The organism is Pedobacter sp. R-06 (genome assembly GCF_049913135.1).
In the GTDB taxonomy this organism is placed as follows: Bacteria; Bacteroidota; Bacteroidia; order Sphingobacteriales; family Sphingobacteriaceae; genus Pedobacter.
This window is the reverse complement of sequence record NZ_CP183977.1, coordinates 2382047-2400210: the sequence shown is the minus strand read 5'-3', so window position 1 is coordinate 2400210 and position 18164 is coordinate 2382047. Positions and strand designations below refer to the sequence as shown.

The following is an 18164-nucleotide window of genomic DNA, read 5'->3' as shown; positions in this document are numbered from 1 at the left end:
TTTAATTTCCCATACTAACCATTGCTTTGATCACTCCATTTTTCGGATCCAACCAGCTTTCAAATTCATCTTTTACTTCCTCAAATTTAACTTGATGCGTAATATAATTGGTCGGATTAACCAGGCCGGCTTTCATTGACTTAATTACATGCTCAAAATCTTCAATAGTGGCGTTTCTACTGCTCATTAATGTCGATTCGCGCTTATGAAACTCAGGGTGGTTAAAAATTAAATCACCTTTTTGCAAGCCGATTAAAACGAATCTTGCTCCATGTGCCATGTAGTTTATAGCATTGTTAATGGCTTTCTGATTACCTGTAGCATCGATTACAACTGTTGGCATATCGCCATTGGTAATATCGCTAAGTTGTTGCACAACATCAGCTGAAAGGGCATTAACCACATGTGCTACCTTCAGTTTATCTTTACAAAATGCTAAACGGTCTTCGTTAATATCTAACGCGATTACATTGGCTCCGGCAATTCTGGCGAATTCCATTGTACCCAAACCAATTGGCCCGGCACCAATAACAAGCACAAATTCTCCAGGCTGAACATCTGCCCTACACACACCATGTGCACCGATAGCTAAAGGTTCAACTAATGCGAGTTCATCATAACTTAATCCTTCGCCATGTAAAAGTGTTCTCGATGGAACCTGTAAATATTCGCGCATACCACCATCAACATGTACACCGCAAACCTGCATTTTAACACAGCAGTTTGGTTTGTTCATACGGCAGGCAATGCATTCGCCACAATTAAAATAGGGTATAAAAGTAACAGCCTCTCCTATTTTGAAACTATCGGCTCCATCGGCTTCAACCAATTCGCCAGATAACTCGTGACCTAAAACTCTTGGGTAGTTAAAGAAAGGTTGGGTACCTTCAAAGGCATGTAAATCGGTTCCACAGATACCGATTCTTTTAATTTTTATAATGGCATGGTCTTTTTTAAGTTCTGGTTTTTCTGTTTCTGAATATTCGAACGTTCCAGGCGTTGTACAGGTAAGGGTTTTCATTTTAATTTAATGATTAAATAAGAAAAATCGTCATCTCGACTGAAGCGCAGTGGAATGGAGAGATCTATAACAGATTTCTCGACTGCGTTGCACTCCGCTCGAAATGACGTTGTCAGTGGGGATTAAGCGTTGGCCAAAGCTCTATCTAAATGAACATAACCGCCATCAACATGGATAATCTGTCCGGTGGTATGACTTGATTTGTTAGACATTAAAAAGGCTGTCATATTTGCAATTTCTTCTGCAGTTGTCATTCTATTTTCCAATGGAATTTTTGAAGTGATTTCTTTTAGTTTTTCTTCCGCATTATCCAAAGTCTCTATCCAGGTTTCGTAAGCCGGTGTCCAGCATTCGGCAACCACTACTGCATTTACACGGATGCCATATTTTAATAATTCAACAGCCCATTCGCGGGTTAATGCATTTCTACCACCATTTGCTGCAGCATAAGCTGAGGTATTCCCCTGTCCGGTTTCGGCGGTTTTTGAAGTGATGTTTACAATGGCACCTTTACTTTTGATCAATTCCGGTAAAGCATGATGTGCCATCAGATAATAATGCACTACGTTTTTATGCAGAGAAGCCATGAAATCCTTGTAATTTCCACTTTCCAAACCTACTCCATCGTTAACACCCGCATTATTGACTAAACCATCAATCCTTCCAAATTTAGCGACGATTTCTTTAACTACTTTTTCGCAATCATCTGGATTGGAAAGTTCTGCAACAAATTGTTCTGCTTGTTTGCCCTGCGCAGTAATTTCATCAACTACTTTTTGATTATCTTCTGCTTTTCTACCTACAATTACAGCAATTGCATTTTCCTTAGCAAATACTTCTGCAATGCTTCTGCCAATGCCTTTTGCAGCACCGGTAATGATGATAACTTTTTCTTTTAATTGTAAATCCATATCTTTTTAACTATTTTAGTGTGCCGCCACCCTGAATTCATTTCAGGGTCTTTTTAGATAGATGCTGAAATAAATTCGGCATGACGAAGTGGCTAAACCTTAGCCTATTATTTAATCATATTAATTACATCTGCCTTTCTTGATTCTGGCAATACTTTTAAATTTATTAATTTTCCATTCTTCAACTGTCCTTCAACGGTGGTTTGGTAAGGCGCATATAGCTTGAAATGTACATCCCATTCTTTAGGCCATGCAGGGTAAAGATAAATCTTTTTTCCGTCTACCTGCATCAGCATTTCCTGTAAACCGATCATACCAGAGCCGCCCCAATTATGGTCTGGTGTCCAGTCGAAGCCAGGTCCCCAGAATGCCGGGAATCTCCTTCCCGAGTCTTTTAACTTTGCTGTGGTTAATTTTGCAGCATCTTCTGTTAAACCTAATCTTGCTGCAAAAATATTGTCCTGTTTCCAGCCTATATAACTGCTGAATTTCAATACATCTGTATCGTACTTAAAGGTATTAATGGCGGTGTCTAAACCAGGTTTGCCAATCCCATAAATTCCCCAGGGATAAACAGGATACAACTGCGGGCTTTCTGTATTGTTAATACGCTCCCAAAGTTTTGCCGGAGCAATTGTGCTGCGATCGCCGAACCTTCTAAAACTGATAGATGGAATGGTTTTTAGCATGGCTTTCCATTCCGATTTTTGCTTTTCAGCTAAATTGGGATGCTCCAGAAGCCGTTCTAAAACGGTTTTTAGTGCGGCAATGGTTGAGGTAGCGTTATAGGCCATTTTATAGGTTTCAGCACCAGACCCAGGATACAAAACCAAATGTCCATCGGTATCTAAAGCTTTCGCACCACGTTGTTTGGCTAAATATTTGTAGTGTTCTTTGAAAAAGCTAAGTGAACTTTCAATCAACGGAAGATATTTGTCAATGTTATTGCCATTATACCTTTCCGTTTCCAAAATCATCATACAAAACTCTAAAACGGTATCCCACTCATACTCTAACCAGGCATTATATTCCATTCCCTTGTTAAAATCAGCAGGACGTTTCCATCCATATTCTGCTGGATTTGGTAATCCAAAATTTTCCAATTGCTCTGTAAAACTTGCGCCATTGTGCCCCCAGGCAGACTGTGTTCTGATTTCTGCATTTTTCAACAAATCCAGGTAGAAATCGAATTGAGGCTTCATCATTTCAAAATCGCCGCTTTTTAACATCGGCCAATAAACTAAACGTTGGTTTTGTGCGGTGTGCGTGCCACCACCCCAGTTCCTGAAATCGGGTGTATATTTCAGCGCGGTATCAGTAAGTTGCGGATCGAAGGTAAATAAACCGCCATTAAATTTTGTAGGGTATTTGCCAAAGGCATTGCAACCCAACATATACCTGAATAACTGATAATTTTTAGCCGATTGATTGGCTGATCCATCTTTCGAATTGATGTAAATGAAACTCTTATCCCAGTAGTCATTCCACCATTTTATACTTGCTTTTTGGCTATTTTTATTCTTTATGGCATTTAAGCTTAACTCCCATTCCTTTGCTGAAGCCGTTGTGGCAGTATTTAAAGTAATGGTAATACTGGTAGAATTTAAAGGGTTTTTACTTTTCAAGGTCCAGGCTTTAAAGGGGGTATTTAAATAGATACCTTCATAAGTCCCTGCCGGAAACAGGTTATCGCCCTGCATTGTGCCGCCGAAAATCAGGTTTTTTAGCGGATTGAATAATTCGGCCTTTCTATCATCAAGACCTTGCTGTTTTACGGTAATATCGAATACAGTTTCGGGTGTATTTTGATGGTAAAATTGAACGGTATTGTTTTTAAACGCAATTTCGTCTTTAAGCGTTTTTACAATACCCTGAGGCGCCCATTTATATGAATTTTGGTTGTTCTCTTTGCCTTTTGTAATGCGGTCTTCAAAGCGCCAGCTTTCGTAACTGGCTTCTGTTGTGGTATTTTGGCTGGATTTAATGTCTAAATGGATAACCGGATTAAAAACATCTACCCAAACATTGATTTTTGCACTTAATTTACCATTTGAGCCTGAGATCTGGGCGTAACCATCCTTTAAGATCAGTTCTTGTTTAAATGATTGCCCCTGGAAAGGATTTGGGGATAATTTGAGTTTTACACGACCAAGTTTAAGCAAGGTATTATTCTCGTCGAAAGTACCGCTTTTGGATATATAGAGGTGAACATTACCATTTTCTACCCAGAGGTTAAGGCCGATATCGCCGCCACCTACAGGCATGGATCCTGATGAATTAAGACTTTGGGTATTCCAAACCACGTTACTTAAGGGTTTTTCTTGTGAAAAAACATTTGAGGTGAGGAACCACAAAAACACAGAGCATACACAGAAAAGGTTGTGTTTTTTTGACCATATTAGGCATATCAGAACATTTAAGTTCCTAAATAAAATACTAAGTGGCTTCGTGGTTAAATTCATTTTAAAATTACTAATTCTCCCAATCATCAGTGCGGAATGAGGAAACAGGTAAGCCATCGTTCCCGAATAAATCGCCGGTTACAAAATCTTTAAAGGCATAGCGAACAGCCACCGGTACCTTAACCTGCTCTGCCGAAACGGTAATGCTACTTCCGGTTATAGTTGCTTTTGCGGAATAAAATTTATGGTCTGCTCCCGCTACTTCAAATAAGGTTAAATCTTTACCAAATGAAGTTAAGCCATTTGTTACATTTTGGAACTTGATAACCGCTTTATTTTTATCGATGTTCAAAGATTCATAGTTCGGGCTTAATGCACCAAAACCTTTTATACCATAAGTTTGAGACAAGGCCAGGTAAGCCAAACGTGTTCCGCCCTGCTTTTTGCTTGCAGGATGGATTGATTTTTCCTCGCCAATATCCATTAAAACAGCCATACCCGAATTTGGGATTTTAGTTAGGGATTTACGTTGGGCATCCCGTAAAAAGGCAGAGTTAAACTTCCCGCCAACATGATAAGGTGGCAATTGGGTATAGTTGTAGGGTGCGATTTGCGCATAGTAGAAAGGAAAATCGCCAATATCCCAATTTTTTCTCCAGGAGGAAACCATCGCAGGGAATAAATCTTCGTAGCGGTCTGGACGTTCATAATTCGATTCGCCCTGATACCAGATGGCACCTTTTATACCATAACCGATTACAGGATAAAGCATCCCATTGTATAAAGTTGTGGGCGTTCTGCTTACTTCTTTTATGCTGTCGGTTTTTGAGGGAATTTTAATCTCAGGAAATATTTTTAAATCCTCCGGCGACATCCAGGCCTCAATTGTAGAGCCGCCATAACTATCGTTGATGATACCGATAGGAACATTTAACATTTCGCTTAATAAGGAACCAAAGTAATAAGCGGTTGCGCTAAAATTGGCAACGGTTTCTGGAGCAGCTAATTTCCATTGCGAAGCTTTGCTGTTTTCTTGTCGTTCGGTGATGGAAGAACGTGGAACAGTATAAAGCCTGATGTTTTTATTGGCAGATTTTAGAATGGCCTCGTTGGAACCAATTATCGGTTGACTTTTAAATCCTTTCATGGGCATTTCCATGTTCGATTGGCCACCACAGAACCAAACTTCACCAATTAAAATATCCGTCAGGACAAGTTTTTCACCATCATTTAATTCTATATGATATGGGCCTCCGGCCGATGGAGTCGCAATTTTTATTTTCCATTTACCGGCCTGATCAGTAATAACGGTGTAGTGCTGTTTGTTCCAGGAAGTATTGATTTTTACCTTGGCAGCGGGTCTGGCCCAGCCCCATATGGCAACATTGCTCTGTTGTTGTAACACCATATGATCGGTAAAAATCGATGCAGGTTTTACCGTGGCCGACGCGATGAGGCCACAAGTGAGGTTTAAGAATATGAAGAGTTTTAGTTTCATTGTTTTTATTTATTTTTTAGTTGGGCGTCACCCTGAATTTATTTCAGGGTCTTAACGGTTAAGCTTCTAAGCTAGAAAGATGCTGAAATAAATTCAGCATGACGAAACGCCTACCAGTCCCCTACACATTATCTACTCACCGGCAACCATACCGACATTTCTGAATGGCCACGGTTTCCCCAGGCAAAGTATGGCACCAGTTTAATTTCTGTTGTTGTATTTTTATCTTCAATGGGCCTGTACAATACATTTTTCCAGTTGTTTGTCGTTACCATTTTTGCATTTCCTACCAAACCCATCATTGCAGCACCATCGATATTAATGGGTTTGGCCTCGAATATGGTTGAAGCCGGAATAAAAGCATTAAAAATACTTTTACCAGGTAAATCTGTCGATTCCAGGCAGTAAACAACTGGTCCGCGTTTTACCGCTACCTGATTCCTGTTTTCTTCAACCAAAGGATTAGCTTCTATCAAAGTGGCATCCATAGGGAGATTTAATTCTATTACATCACCTTTTTTCCAAACGCGGTTGATTTCTGCATAAGTTCCGGAAATGGCTTTAACATTTTCAGTTTTTCCATTGACAGTGATCTGTGCATCATGGGTCCATGAAGGGATTCTCAAAAATAATGAATAAGCTTTATTCCCTATTTCCTTAATGCTGATTTTGATCTTCCCATCCCAGGGATAATTGGTTTCCTGGGACAAAGAAATTTTCTGACCATCAGTTAATGTTGTATTTAGGTTATTACCACCATACAAATTGAACCACAATCCTTTATCTGAAGTACTGTAAGCATAATCACTAACTTCAGCAATGGTTCTGACTACATTTGGCGGACAGCAATTGGATAATGCGATATAAGGCACCCTATCTTTAGACCAGCGTTGTTTAAATGGTAAATCGTCTGATTGTGCTAAAGGATTGGTATATAAAAAGTTTTTTCCATCTAAGCTAATTCCAGATAAAACGCTATTGTGTAAAGCCAGTTCCATTACATCAGCATATTTTGCATTGCCTGTAATCTGCAACATGCGCCAGTTCCAAAGTACGTTACCGATGTTGGCGCAGGTTTCGTTATGTGCCGTAAAATTGGGCAATTGAAAATCACGGCCGAAAGCCTGGTGAATTTTCTGCACATCGGCCGGATTATAGGATGTGCCATCGGGAGAAGTTCCATCATACAACGAGCCACAACCACCCGTAATGTACATTTTGTGCTGATTGACATCATCCCACATTAAATTCAATGTTTTTAAAAGAGAATCTTTACCCGTTTCGGCATATAAATCAGCCACACCGGCATAAAGGTAGTTGGCACGAACGGCATGGCCCATGGCTTTGGTTTGCTGCAGGAAAGGAATGCGATCCTGGTTATCATCTGTGCCATCATCAATTTTTCCTTTGATAGCGATTAAATGTTGGGCCAGTTCTAAATAACGGGGATCTTTCGTGGTGCGGTACATTTCTACCACGCCCATATAATGCGATGGGCAAATGGCATTTCGTGCTAATGTTGGCGAAGCAGATTTATAGAAATTATACAGATAATCAGTTGCTTTTTTAGCAATGTTGAGCAAAGTAGTTTTTCCGGTTGCACGGTAATGGATGCAGCCCGCCGTCATTAAATGGCCTATATTGTACGATTCGAAGCTCAACCTATCCTGGAATTGGTTTTTAGCGCCTGTTTTACGTTGCTCAATCATGGCTTTGGTATAGATGTAGCCATCGTGGCGTTGCGATTTACCGATTACCACAATTGCCTTATCCATCATTTCGTTCAGTTTTGGATTTTTGGTTGAGGCATACAGAACAGCTACAGCCTCCAGCGTTTTATAATAATCGCCATCATGGAAAGATGGACCAGCGTGCGAACCTGTATCTAAGCCTGCTGCAATTTTGAAATTTTCAAAAGCATGACTGATCTTGGGATCGTTATAAATGGCCCACATATTGGGTACCATAGTTTCGGTAGCCACTTTAAAGCGGTCAGCCCAAAATCCTTTTGTCCAGGTTACATCCGTCATATTGATGCTGTGCAGTTTCGCATAAGGCGAATTTGACGTATTAACCAAAGCTTTGTCTTGTGCTTTAGCGCTTAACATTAGAAAAAGCGTTGCACAAATAATTACCTGAAGTCGTAAAGTCTGCAGGACAAAATTTTCGGATATATGTGGTAACCTTTTCATTATTTTTTAGTTTTTAACCTGAAATGTTTCTGGTTTTTTGTTACTAATCTAATTTATTGCTAAAAGTCCTTAGATTCTGAAGCGTAGGTAATGGCCTGATTATCATTTTCTTTGTAGTTTTTTTAAGGATTTTTTCGGAACCCAATAACGTTGTCGTTTCAGTTCTCACTCCTGTTAAAAGATCAAATACAGTTTCGGTTGTCGCATTTTTCCCATCATAAACCACGCTAGAGACTTTAATCAATTGAAAAATTCCATTTTTATAGATGAATTTATACTCAAAGCGAACATCATTTTTTTCGGTGTTCATTAATAAAAATCCTTTTTCAATAAAAAAATAAGGGATTTGATTTTTAGTATGTACGCCGTTTATGTATTGGGGTTCAATTACATCGGTTGAGGAGAAAACCATTTTAAATTTCTTATTTGGCTGTAATAAAAATATTTGTAACCTTAATGGAACCGCTGCATCGATCGTATCCATCATAATTACGGTTTTGTCGATTAAACCATCTTTATTTAAATCGCCCTTTTCTAACCTGATCTGGACATTAAAATTATCCTTCACCTTCTTTTGTTGAGCGTAAATAATAGTTTGGGTAAAAGCCAGAATTAATACAATTATTTTTTTCATTTATTTTGAAATATTAAATTCCCATTTACTCTTCCACTTGTATCACCACGGGTCCTAATAATCCTGCAGGATTTAAAGCTTTGCCTTCCAATCGGAAAGGTGCAGTTGTTTTTGTAATTCTTTTATTTTCAGGTAATTTGCTATCGCCAATTAAACGGTTAGCCCAGGTATTTGTCACTTCAATGGAAATTTGGTTCTCGCCCTTTTTAATGGCTTTACTAATTTCTAAACGGTACGGAGCAGTCCACAAAGTACCGCAGTTTATTCTATTGATTTTTACTTCGGCAATACTGGAGAATTCGCCTAAATCAAGCCAGATTTTATCTTTAAGCTCTCCGTTAAAGTTGAAGGTTTTGGTATAAACTGCAGTTCCTGAATAATATTTAACCAAGCTATCGGCATTTAATGTCCAATCGGTTAAGTCGTTAAAAATTACAGGTTTTGATGCGCCAGCATAAGCCGTATCGAATTTCGCTTTCCAGGTTTTGGAAATATCCTGAATGGTTTTGAAGCTTAACCAGTTATCTCCTCCATTGGCCTGGGTTTCTGTAGTTGGCTTTTCGAAGATTACAAAAATGGATTGATTGGCTTTTAATTTCATATTCAACCAAGTTCTTTTGTTGAAGGTTCCCCATTGTTTTACATCGATTTTTTGATTATTAACAGCATCGTAAAACTCCGGGATTTTATTTATCACACGGAATGAAAAAAATAAATACCTTTCTTTATGCTCTTGGTTAGCGATGAAATAAATTTCTTTAAAGCCGTTTTGTCTATGTGAAAAGGCTATTTTTTTTGAATATATTGGAGGTAAATCAGTTATTTCATCATGTATATCGCTAATATCCAGATCCTTTTCTACTCTTAACTTATTAAAGTTTTCGCTATAATACGGCGCTTTAATTACTACTCCAAGTCCTATTTTCTTAATAAAGTTAGGTTTAACATTTCTATCCCAAATCTCGTTAACCACCTTATCAAACTCAGTTTTACTCACTTGTTTTAAACCGTTTTGATAGCGTGGTTTATCTGCAACAATTACCTTTGCACCGGCCTTAATCAATTCTAAAAGTTTTTTAATCGTTTGATAGCTGATGTATTGGTAATTTGGATTCATCTTTAGTTTTCCGGTGAAAACCAAAATTTTATAGGTTGCCCCACTTTCGAAAACAACATTGCCATTTTTAACGGTTGCCGTACTCAATACATCAGGATTAAAACTATCGTAAGTATACCCACGTAATGGGTTTACCCAATTTTCGGGATCGGCCATATTTGCAGAATGGGTAACGCCGGCCGGAATCTGCCTCAACGGCTCTCCAACATTTGCGAGGCGTTTCTTTTCAGCTTCTACTACGTCAGCACCAAAAATACCGGGCAAGGTTTCGACCAGTCTATCTGGTAAAACAGAACGGCGTGGTAATTCTTCACCCGTAAAAACGGCGATATCAACAACTGGTTTTCCTTGTTGTAACAGGTTTTGCGTTCTTTCTGCATAATCTATCCATGCTTTACCTGCTTTCCACCAGGTTTGGTCGCGTTGAAAATATAGGCCAACACCATCTAAGGTCATTCCAGGTTTCCGATCTGTCCAGGGGTTGTGTGTAAAAACGTGATAAACGAGCTTATTGATTCCGAGGGCATAGTTTCTATCCTGTAAGGTTTTCATATTAGCTGGACTTTCGTCCCAATCCATCCGAACGGTGGTAAAAGCCTCGGCCTGGATGATGTTTTTACCATAAATATGTGCGCCCGAAATAGCATCCAACATATCGTTTGGTTTATCATGTGTCGGGCTGTTTAACCAGAACTCGCCCATGGGTACATCAACCGTTTTGTAGTGCATCAATCCGTCACTCATCATGGTTGGTGCAATACTTTCAGCGGTAAAAGTTACGCCCTGATCCTTTGCCAGTTTAGCCAGCGTTTTGTAAAACTGGTCGACAACCAATTCTGAAATCGTTTTTCTAACATCGTAAAGGAAATTTTCGGACACGGATACATTCTCTACAGGCAATCCCGTCATGATGGGTAAATAAGGCGTTAAATCGTAACCTCTTCGCTTTAAAAATTCTGCTTTAAATACGGACGACCAATTCTGACTGCCACATTCCCAACTATCTACATGGAAAACGCTTAATACTTTTTTGGCTATTTCTGGTCCGCCATGTTTTAAAGCTTCACCGTACCAATTCTCGAACTGTAATTTTACGGCTTCCGGATTAAATTTATCACATTCCAATCCCTTACCACCGCCACCTGTTGCATTGGTATGCCCTGTGGAAGTATGGCCAAGCCTTAAGATGGTCCAATTGCCTTTCGGCGCTTTCCAATGTAAGGTTCCGTCTGGATTTAATTTATCCGTTAGGTTAATGATCTTATTCAATGGTACACACAGGTTTTTGGCAATTTCTGCCGCTGTGCTTCTCTTACTGATCCGCCAAACTGAACCATTTTTGCCCTCGAACTGGTTGATTTGTGCTTCAGAAGATAATTCGAGGTTTACGAGCTTTAATGATGGTTTCCATTTGGCTGCATCTAGATCCTCTGAACCTGGTTCTGATTCCTTTTTATCATAAATAAACCTGAAAAACTTAGCAGTGGTAGGTACAATGGAATGGGTAACATCTTCATCGGTATCCTGCCAACCGTGTCGTGGTGCTTCTAATCTACCAATAGATCGGAAGATTTTCCCTTCATCACTTACTTCGATAGTCAAACGTTGTGCCTGATAGTTATTTCCGTTGACTTTAATGGTTATCGTTCGGCAGGTGAAAGGTTTTTCAAATTCGTATTGAATATAACATGGTTCATTTGAATTAAAGTTTTTCTTATTCTCTGGTTGAACCAGGCCGGTGGCATCGGCTCCATTGCTCGCTGTAATTTTTGGGATAACGGTTCTTGTTGATGTGCTTTCACCAGTTGGTGAAGGGTAAGCGTAAACGGCAATATCTTTATAATAATTTTCTTTTGATTCTGGTTGAGGTAAACTGATCTTATTGGCTGTATTACTGATATTTATTTTAGACCAGACTACTTTCTGCATCGAAAGATCCGGTGTTATCCATGGGCCACCTGCTAGTGCGAAACCATCGCTCACATGCATACCTAATTTCAGATCTAACCGTTTAGCCTCAGTCATGGCAAACTCAACCATTTTCCACCATTCTGGCGTCAGCTGAACTGCGGGTGGCGAATAAACAGGCGTTTTATCGGGTCCTTGAATGCTCATTAAATAAGCACCCCCAATACCATTTAATTTCATCGCTTCCAGGTCGGCAGTGATGCCTTCTTTTGAGACTCCCCCTTTTACCCAATACCAAAATACCCAAGGTTTTGCACTTTCGTTCTGTTGTGCACCAGCAATTGATGCAAAGCAAAAGCATGACAACAGAATGAATATTAAAATCTTGCTAAACCTAAATTTCATTTTTTTTTATTTTCTTATAATACCAAAGGTGGCTTTCAACCTGCGAAACAATCGAGAATAGATTGTCACGTCGTGCCTCCTCGCATCCGATAGCTATCGGATGACGGACTTATATTTATTTGTGTGCGATTTTATAACCTCTTAATCCGAAATAAAGAATAACCACAAAACAGACCAGCGGAATACTGTAGCCGATCTGAATATTGTCTCCATACATATCGATTAAACTTCCCATACCGAATGGTAGAATTGCGCCACCTACAATCGACATGATTAACCATGAAGAGCCCGGTTTAGTATCATCACCTATACCCTCAATTCCTAGCGCAAAAATGGTTGGAAACATAATTGACATAAAAAAGCCGATAGCACCCAGTGCATAAACTACATAAGAACCTTTGCCTAAAATGGCAACCAGACATAAGATTATTGATATAACTGCATAAATTACAAGTAATTTATTTGAAGATATGAACTGTAAGAGCGCCGTTCCAGCGAAGCGGCCAGCGGTAAATAAAAATCCATAAACAACCAGATATGATGCAGCTGTTTTTTCGTCAAAGCCACCGCCCTGTTGTGCCATTCTAATAAAAAAACTGGTTACGCAAACCTGTGCACCTACATAGAAAAACTGAGCAATAACAGCCCACCTAAGGTGTTTATGGCGTAGCGAGCCAAAAAAACTTCCTTTAGCCTCACCATCTATACTTTTTGTTTTAATTTCCGGAAGGTGGATAAAATAAAATATAATAGCAATGACCAATAAAACGATCCCTAGTGTAATGTAAGGTGTTTTAACCGATGCAGCCTCTTCAAGAAAGTAACTGTTTCTACTAACTTCTGTCATTGCTGCCAATTCTTCTTTGCTGTGCGATTTACCTGATAGGATAAACAATCCACCAATCATTGGTGCTACCATAGCAGCCAGTCCGTTGAAAGATGCAGCAAGATTTAATCTGCTCGTTGCTTTAGCCGGATCGCCCAATACAGCAGCATAAGGATTAGCAGAAGTTTCGAGCATGGTTAAACCACAGCCAATAATGAAAAGCGCAATTAAAAATGTAATGTATGATAAGTTATTAGCAGCTGGCACAAATAAAAATGCACCAAAAGCAAAGGCCAACAATCCTGAAATCATGGTTGCTTTATAACCCCACTTTTTCAAAATCATTCCGGCTGGAATAGCCATTAAAAAATAAGCGAAGAAAACAGAAGTATCGATCAATGTAGATTGTCTGTTATTGAGGTTACAGGCTTTCTTTAGGTGCGGAATTAAGATTGAATCGAGGTTATGTGCCATTCCCCAAAGGAAAAATAAGCTGATTACGAGTATAAATGGTAATAAATACTTCTTTCCTGATGACGGATCGCCCTCAGTTACAATTTCTGGCTGTGTGGTTACTGGTTCATTAGTCATTGGTTCATCGGTTTAGTTCTATAGTTGATTGGTTCATTTGTCATTGGTTCATTAGTCACTGGTTCATTAGTCATTTGTTCATTGGTGTTAATTATGTCTGGTAAGACTATCGCTATAGGCGCCCAGACCAATGAACTATTGACGATTGAACTAATGAACCTTTTTCACCACCAAAAGATGGTCGCAGACTAGTACAACATCTCCATGTTGGTTAACGATTTCTACGTGTTCGGTTACAGTGCCATATTCTGGCCTTTTGCTCTCTCCTTTTTCAGAGATCGTGATTTCGGAATGAATGGTATCGCCAATGAAAACGGGTTTTACAAAACGCAGTTTATCATATCCTTTACTCATGGCCTCCGGATTAATTTCTGATGCGGTTAAACCGATACCAATACTAAAGATCATTGTTCCATGCGCAATTCTTTGTTTGAAAGGTTGTGTTGCACACCATTCGGCATCCATATGATGTGGAAAGAAATCGCCTGTATGACCTGCATGAACTACAAAATCGGTTTCGGTTATTGTGCGACCTAGTGTTATACGTTTATCCTGTAATTGATAATCTTCAAAAAATGTTGATTTGAAATACATAGTTTTTAACTTTTTATAAGCGATGCAATCGCTTTTCTCCTGCATCCTCGTTACAAACGAGGACGATTTTGTGTTTTTTATCTATAATTCCGTCATTGCGAGTTTTCGATTTTTCATCGAAACGAAGCAATCTTTCTTGCAAAACAGATTGCTTTACCGATAAAAATCAGCACAGGTTGGCTCACTCAGTCCATACCTCCCAATGACGTTCTATTTATTTAATCGTTCTTTTACCTTTACGCCACCAATATCACTTGATTGATAAGCACTTTCTACCACGGCCATAGTTTGAATCACATCCTCCACACTGGTATGCAGTACATCGCTTGAACCTTCATTATAGCGCATCAAACTGGCCATAGTACCAATAAAAGCCTCAGGAAACCAAGATCCCTCCAGCTTAACGGTTTGCCATTCCGGTGATTTTCCATCTTCTACAATGCAATATTCAAAAACATCAGGTACACCATGAGGGTAATCCATTAATAAACCAATTTTAGCTACAATTGCGCCTTTGGTTCCCTCCCATTTAATATAACTTTCCTGGTGCTTTGGACCAAAATCATGGTCATGGTTGGTGTTGATTACTGCATGCATGGTGTCGCCATAATCGAATAATATCGTAGAACGAGATGATGACAAGCTTTTCGCCGGATGTTTTAGGGTTTTTGCTAAAATACTCTCTGGATTGCCCAAAAACGAACGGATCAAATCGACATAATGAATACTATGGTATTGAATTTCTAAACGCGGATGAATAATTACATGCGGAAAAATTTCCCAGGGTGTTTTAATCGTTACGCGGACTTCCATATCGTATAATTGGCCGATTAAACCTTTATCGATGATGTATTTTGCGGCACTTACAAATGGTGCAAAACGCAACTGAAAGTTTATAGCTGCTTTTAAATTCTTGGTTCTGCAGAGTTCGAGGATTTCTTTTGCCTGTGTAAAATCATCGCCCATGGGTTTTTGAATTAACACCGCACTTCCATCCGGCAACTGCTTTAATGTTTCGATGTATTGCTCAGGCATGATGGTTAAATCGTAAATTGCATTTGCTGGTGCCAGTTTTACGGCTTCGGCCACTGAATTATATACGTTTGGAATTCCAAAAGCATCAGCCAATTTCTGTGCCCGTTCTTTCGTCCGGTTTACAATGCCGTGCACTTCAAAACCGGCAATTTTATATGCCGGAAGATGCGCATCGGCCACTATCCCCCCTGCACCAATCATAATGATGGGCTGTTTGCGCTGTGGTAGTTCGGGTTTATATTTGATGTCAATACTCATTTGTCAATTTCATTAATCTGGTTCTGTGCAAGCTGGATGAGTTCTTTGGTTGCGACATCGGTATTGATGGCTTGCAACACCATTTGGTCGATAATGGCGGCAATAGCCGCCCAATTTTGTTTCTGTGGCAACATATTGGCCACCTCGTGTAATTGTTCTAATTTATGGTAATAAGGAATAACCTGGTTAATTTCTTCATCTTTCCAGGTCGAAATCCTGCAACCTATCCCTCCTGCTAACGTAAGCTGTTTATCCTGTTCTGCAGCCAGTGTAAAACGAAGAAAATCGTAGGCAATGTCTTTGTTTTTACTACCCTTTGCAATGGTGTAAAGCCAGTATACATTTAGCGAAGCTGAGTTTTTACCTGGAGCGCATGGCAATCGTTCAACATCAATCTTTCCTTTTACCTTAGAGTTTGCATCTACTTCGCACATCGCTGCAAAACCGAACCAATTGATCATCATCGCAGCTTCACCTTGTGAAAAGGCTATTCCTGCGGCTACAGATTCGAATGCTGCTGATTTTGGGTGAACAGCGGTTTTGTCATTCACAATCGTCCGGTAGAAATTAAGCCCGTCAATCGCCGCTTGTGTATTGATCTGGATAAAACCATGTTTGTCAACCAGTGACCCGCCCCTTGTCCATAATTGCAGCGCAAAATCGAAAACAGTATTGTGGCCATCGGGATAACAGGCGAAAATACTGCCATATAAATTTTGTTCAGGACGGTTGAAAAAACGGGCAATCTGATGAAAATCTTCCCAGGTTTTGGGTATTGCTAAGGTTTTGCCGAACTGAGCAAAATATCGGGACTTTTCGGTTTCACTTTCGAATAAATCTTTTCTGTAGATAAAACATTCTGGTCCATCATGAAATGGTAAGCCCACCACTTCCCAGCCGAAACGCTGCAGCCCTAAAAGCGATCTGCTCCATCCCCTCGGGAAGTCATCTGGTTTATTTTTGTTGATGTAGGGATTTAAAACTTCGAAATCATTGTCTGAATAGCCTTCCAAAACCCAATCGGTACTGATGTGCGCAATATCAAAATCGCCTTTTGCCAAACCTTTTTGAGTGATGGTACGATCGTAAAGCTCGTGCAGGTCCATTACCACCATTTCCAACTTTAATGTACAGCCCGAACGGGTACAATATTGTTCCCAGAATTTCTGCATGGCAGCTTCAAATGGCGCAAATTTACGAACGGCTATCCTGAAAGTTTCTATTTGGTTATGCATTTGCAATGGTATGCTGTGTTATAAATTCTTTGATAATTTTTTCATTATCCTGTCCTAATTTTGGCGAACCAATTGGTGAAGTCAATAATTCTCCATCAATACGGATCGGGCATCTGGTGGTTTCATATTTGTAACCATCTGTCATTTCCACTTCCTGAACCATCTTGAGCACTTTAAAACCCTCATGGGCCATTAAGGCATTCCAGTTTAACACATCGGCACACCAAATATCGGCAGGTTCTAAAATAGAAAGCCATTTTTCGGTAGTTGCCGATAAAAGATGATCGGCCAGAATGGTTTTAATCTCATCACGTTTATCAAATGCCTCAGCGATTTCAATGTAATCTTCTAATGGTTCGCAGCCAAGCAGATTCCCGAGCTGTGGAACAGAAGCCATTGCCAGGGCTAAATATCCGTTTTCTGTTTGATAAATCCCATAAGGAGCGCCTAAATATGCATTTGCATTGTTCTTTTTAGAACGTTGGGGTAACGATCCGCCATCATTCATAAAAGTGGTGATGGTTTCAAACTGGAAATCGTAAGCGGATTCCATCATACTGATCTGTACAAAACCGCCTTCATTTTTTAACGCTTTTCGGTATAAACAGGCCAGGATTCCCTGCGCCAGGTGCGCGCCTGCCAACATATCTACAATGGATAAACCCATTGCTACAGGGCCACTATCGGCATTTCCGGTTAAAGAGGTTAAGCCGGTAACCGATTGTAAGAGTAAATCCTGGCCAGGTTTGTTTTTCCATTCTGTATTGTTGCCATAGCCTGAAATTTCGCCATAAATTAGGGTTGGATTTAAAGCGATTACGGATTGATAATCGAAACCCAAACGCTCCATTACGCCTGGCCGGAAATTATGGATCATTACATCTGCTTTTTTAAGCAGTTCGCGTACCATTTCACAATCTTCTTCGCGTTTTAAATCAACTTCAAAACTTTCTTTATTCCTGTTGATGGCATGAAAAACAGATGATTCGCCGTTCATAATCAGATTTGAGGTATAAAGCGTGCGGCAAATGTCGCCAACACCCAAACGCTCAATTTTGATTACACGCGCACCCATATCGGCCAGGCGTAAACCTGCCGATGGCCCCGATAGGAACTGGCTGAAATCGATAACTAAATAATCTTCAAGCGGTAGCATAATTTTATTTTTTAAATCGTCATTTCACTAAATGCAATCGTCATCTCGACCGTAGCTGGGAGATCTATTAGGTCTTTGTCCTATAGATTTCTCCATTCCGCTGCGCTCCAGTCGAAATGACGACCTTATGTTTAATTTTATTGACGTTGTGATTGTGGTCGCCACAAATCTTTTTACATCGTTTATTTCTATTAGAACGATCGTCATCTCGACCGTAGTGGAGAGATCTATTAGGTCTTTGTCCTATAGATTTCTCCATTCCGCTGCGCTCCAGTCGGAATGACGACCTTACGTTTAATTTTATTGACGTTGTGATTGTGGTCGCCACAAATCTTTTTACATCGTTTATTTCTATTAGAACGATCGTCATCTCGACCGTAG

At 39.7% G+C, this 18164-nt stretch carries 12 protein-coding genes; all 12 read right to left on the bottom strand.

What is annotated here, in order from left to right; genetic code table 11:
* Position 1 precedes the first annotated feature (1 nt).
* The gene (locus tag ACN9MR_RS09785) at positions 2 to 1021 is read right to left on the bottom strand and encodes a zinc-binding alcohol dehydrogenase family protein (protein WP_426329518.1); all 1020 of its coding nucleotides are present in this window, start codon (positions 1019 to 1021) and stop codon (positions 2 to 4) included.
* A 122-nt stretch (positions 1022 to 1143) separates the two neighbouring features.
* Positions 1144 to 1932 (bottom strand): SDR family oxidoreductase, encoded by a 789-nt coding sequence (locus ACN9MR_RS09780; protein ID WP_426329517.1) that lies wholly within the window; start codon positions 1930 to 1932, stop codon positions 1144 to 1146.
* Between the two features lie 107 nt (positions 1933 to 2039).
* Positions 2040 to 4235, bottom strand: coding sequence for a DUF5703 domain-containing protein (locus ACN9MR_RS09775; RefSeq protein ID WP_426329516.1), 2196 nt, complete (start codon positions 4233 to 4235; stop codon positions 2040 to 2042).
* A gap of 169 nt (positions 4236 to 4404) precedes the next feature.
* Positions 4405 to 5832 carry a sialate O-acetylesterase gene (locus ACN9MR_RS09770; protein ID WP_426329515.1) on the bottom strand — a complete coding sequence of 476 codons (1428 nt, stop codon included), beginning with the start codon at positions 5830 to 5832 and terminating at the stop codon, positions 4405 to 4407.
* 128 nt (positions 5833 to 5960) lie between these two features.
* Positions 5961 to 8024, bottom strand: a complete 2064-nt coding sequence (locus ACN9MR_RS09765) for an aceric acid hydrolase (protein WP_426329514.1) — start codon at positions 8022 to 8024, stop codon at positions 5961 to 5963.
* Positions 8025 to 8067: 43 nt separating this feature from the next.
* Positions 8068 to 8658 (bottom strand): hypothetical protein, encoded by a 591-nt coding sequence (locus ACN9MR_RS09760; RefSeq protein ID WP_426329513.1) that lies wholly within the window; start codon positions 8656 to 8658, stop codon positions 8068 to 8070.
* A gap of 25 nt (positions 8659 to 8683) precedes the next feature.
* A complete protein-coding gene (locus ACN9MR_RS09755) occupies positions 8684 to 12088 on the bottom strand; it encodes a glycosyl hydrolase (protein ID WP_426329512.1) in 3405 nt (1134 codons plus the stop codon).
* Between the two features lie 115 nt (positions 12089 to 12203).
* On the bottom strand, positions 12204 to 13505 hold the full coding sequence (fucP, locus tag ACN9MR_RS09750; RefSeq protein WP_426329511.1) for an L-fucose:H+ symporter permease: 1302 nt from the start codon (positions 13503 to 13505) through the stop codon (positions 12204 to 12206).
* A gap of 150 nt (positions 13506 to 13655) precedes the next feature.
* Entirely contained in the window at positions 13656 to 14099 is a 444-nt protein-coding gene (locus ACN9MR_RS09745) for a MaoC/PaaZ C-terminal domain-containing protein (RefSeq protein WP_426329510.1), read from the bottom strand.
* A 210-nt stretch (positions 14100 to 14309) separates the two neighbouring features.
* A complete protein-coding gene (locus tag ACN9MR_RS09740) occupies positions 14310 to 15392 on the bottom strand; it encodes a Gfo/Idh/MocA family protein (RefSeq protein WP_426329509.1) in 1083 nt (360 codons plus the stop codon).
* Positions 15389 to 16627 (bottom strand): extracellular solute-binding protein, encoded by a 1239-nt coding sequence (locus ACN9MR_RS09735; RefSeq protein ID WP_426329508.1) that lies wholly within the window; start codon positions 16625 to 16627, stop codon positions 15389 to 15391. Before ACN9MR_RS09735 ends, ACN9MR_RS09740 begins: the two co-directional genes overlap by 4 nt.
* Positions 16620 to 17783, bottom strand: coding sequence for a CaiB/BaiF CoA transferase family protein (locus tag ACN9MR_RS09730; RefSeq protein ID WP_426329507.1), 1164 nt, complete (start codon positions 17781 to 17783; stop codon positions 16620 to 16622). Before ACN9MR_RS09730 ends, ACN9MR_RS09735 begins: the two co-directional genes overlap by 8 nt.
* Positions 17784 to 18164 lie beyond the last annotated feature (381 nt).

What these genes read in the sequence shown, in the direction of transcription:
- ACN9MR_RS09770 (WP_426329515.1), bottom strand. Translation starts at nt 5,832, where the DNA reads ATGAAACTAAAACTCTTCATATTCTTAAACCTCACTTGTGGCCTCATC.
- ACN9MR_RS09765 (WP_426329514.1), bottom strand. Translation starts at nt 8,024, where the DNA reads ATGAAAAGGTTACCACATATATCCGAAAATTTTGTCCTGCAGACTTTA.
- ACN9MR_RS09735 (WP_426329508.1), bottom strand. Translation starts at nt 16,627, where the DNA reads ATGCATAACCAAATAGAAACTTTCAGGATAGCCGTTCGTAAATTTGCG.
- ACN9MR_RS09740 (WP_426329509.1), bottom strand. Translation starts at nt 15,392, where the DNA reads ATGAGTATTGACATCAAATATAAACCCGAACTACCACAGCGCAAACAG.
- ACN9MR_RS09760 (WP_426329513.1), bottom strand. Translation starts at nt 8,658, where the DNA reads ATGAAAAAAATAATTGTATTAATTCTGGCTTTTACCCAAACTATTATT.
- ACN9MR_RS09755 (WP_426329512.1), bottom strand. Translation starts at nt 12,088, where the DNA reads ATGAAATTTAGGTTTAGCAAGATTTTAATATTCATTCTGTTGTCATGC.
- fucP (WP_426329511.1), bottom strand. Translation starts at nt 13,505, where the DNA reads ATGACTAATGAACCAGTAACCACACAGCCAGAAATTGTAACTGAGGGC.
- ACN9MR_RS09730 (WP_426329507.1), bottom strand. Translation starts at nt 17,783, where the DNA reads ATGCTACCGCTTGAAGATTATTTAGTTATCGATTTCAGCCAGTTCCTA.
- ACN9MR_RS09785 (WP_426329518.1), bottom strand. Translation starts at nt 1,021, where the DNA reads ATGAAAACCCTTACCTGTACAACGCCTGGAACGTTCGAATATTCAGAA.
- ACN9MR_RS09780 (WP_426329517.1), bottom strand. Translation starts at nt 1,932, where the DNA reads ATGGATTTACAATTAAAAGAAAAAGTTATCATCATTACCGGTGCTGCA.
- ACN9MR_RS09745 (WP_426329510.1), bottom strand. Translation starts at nt 14,099, where the DNA reads ATGTATTTCAAATCAACATTTTTTGAAGATTATCAATTACAGGATAAA.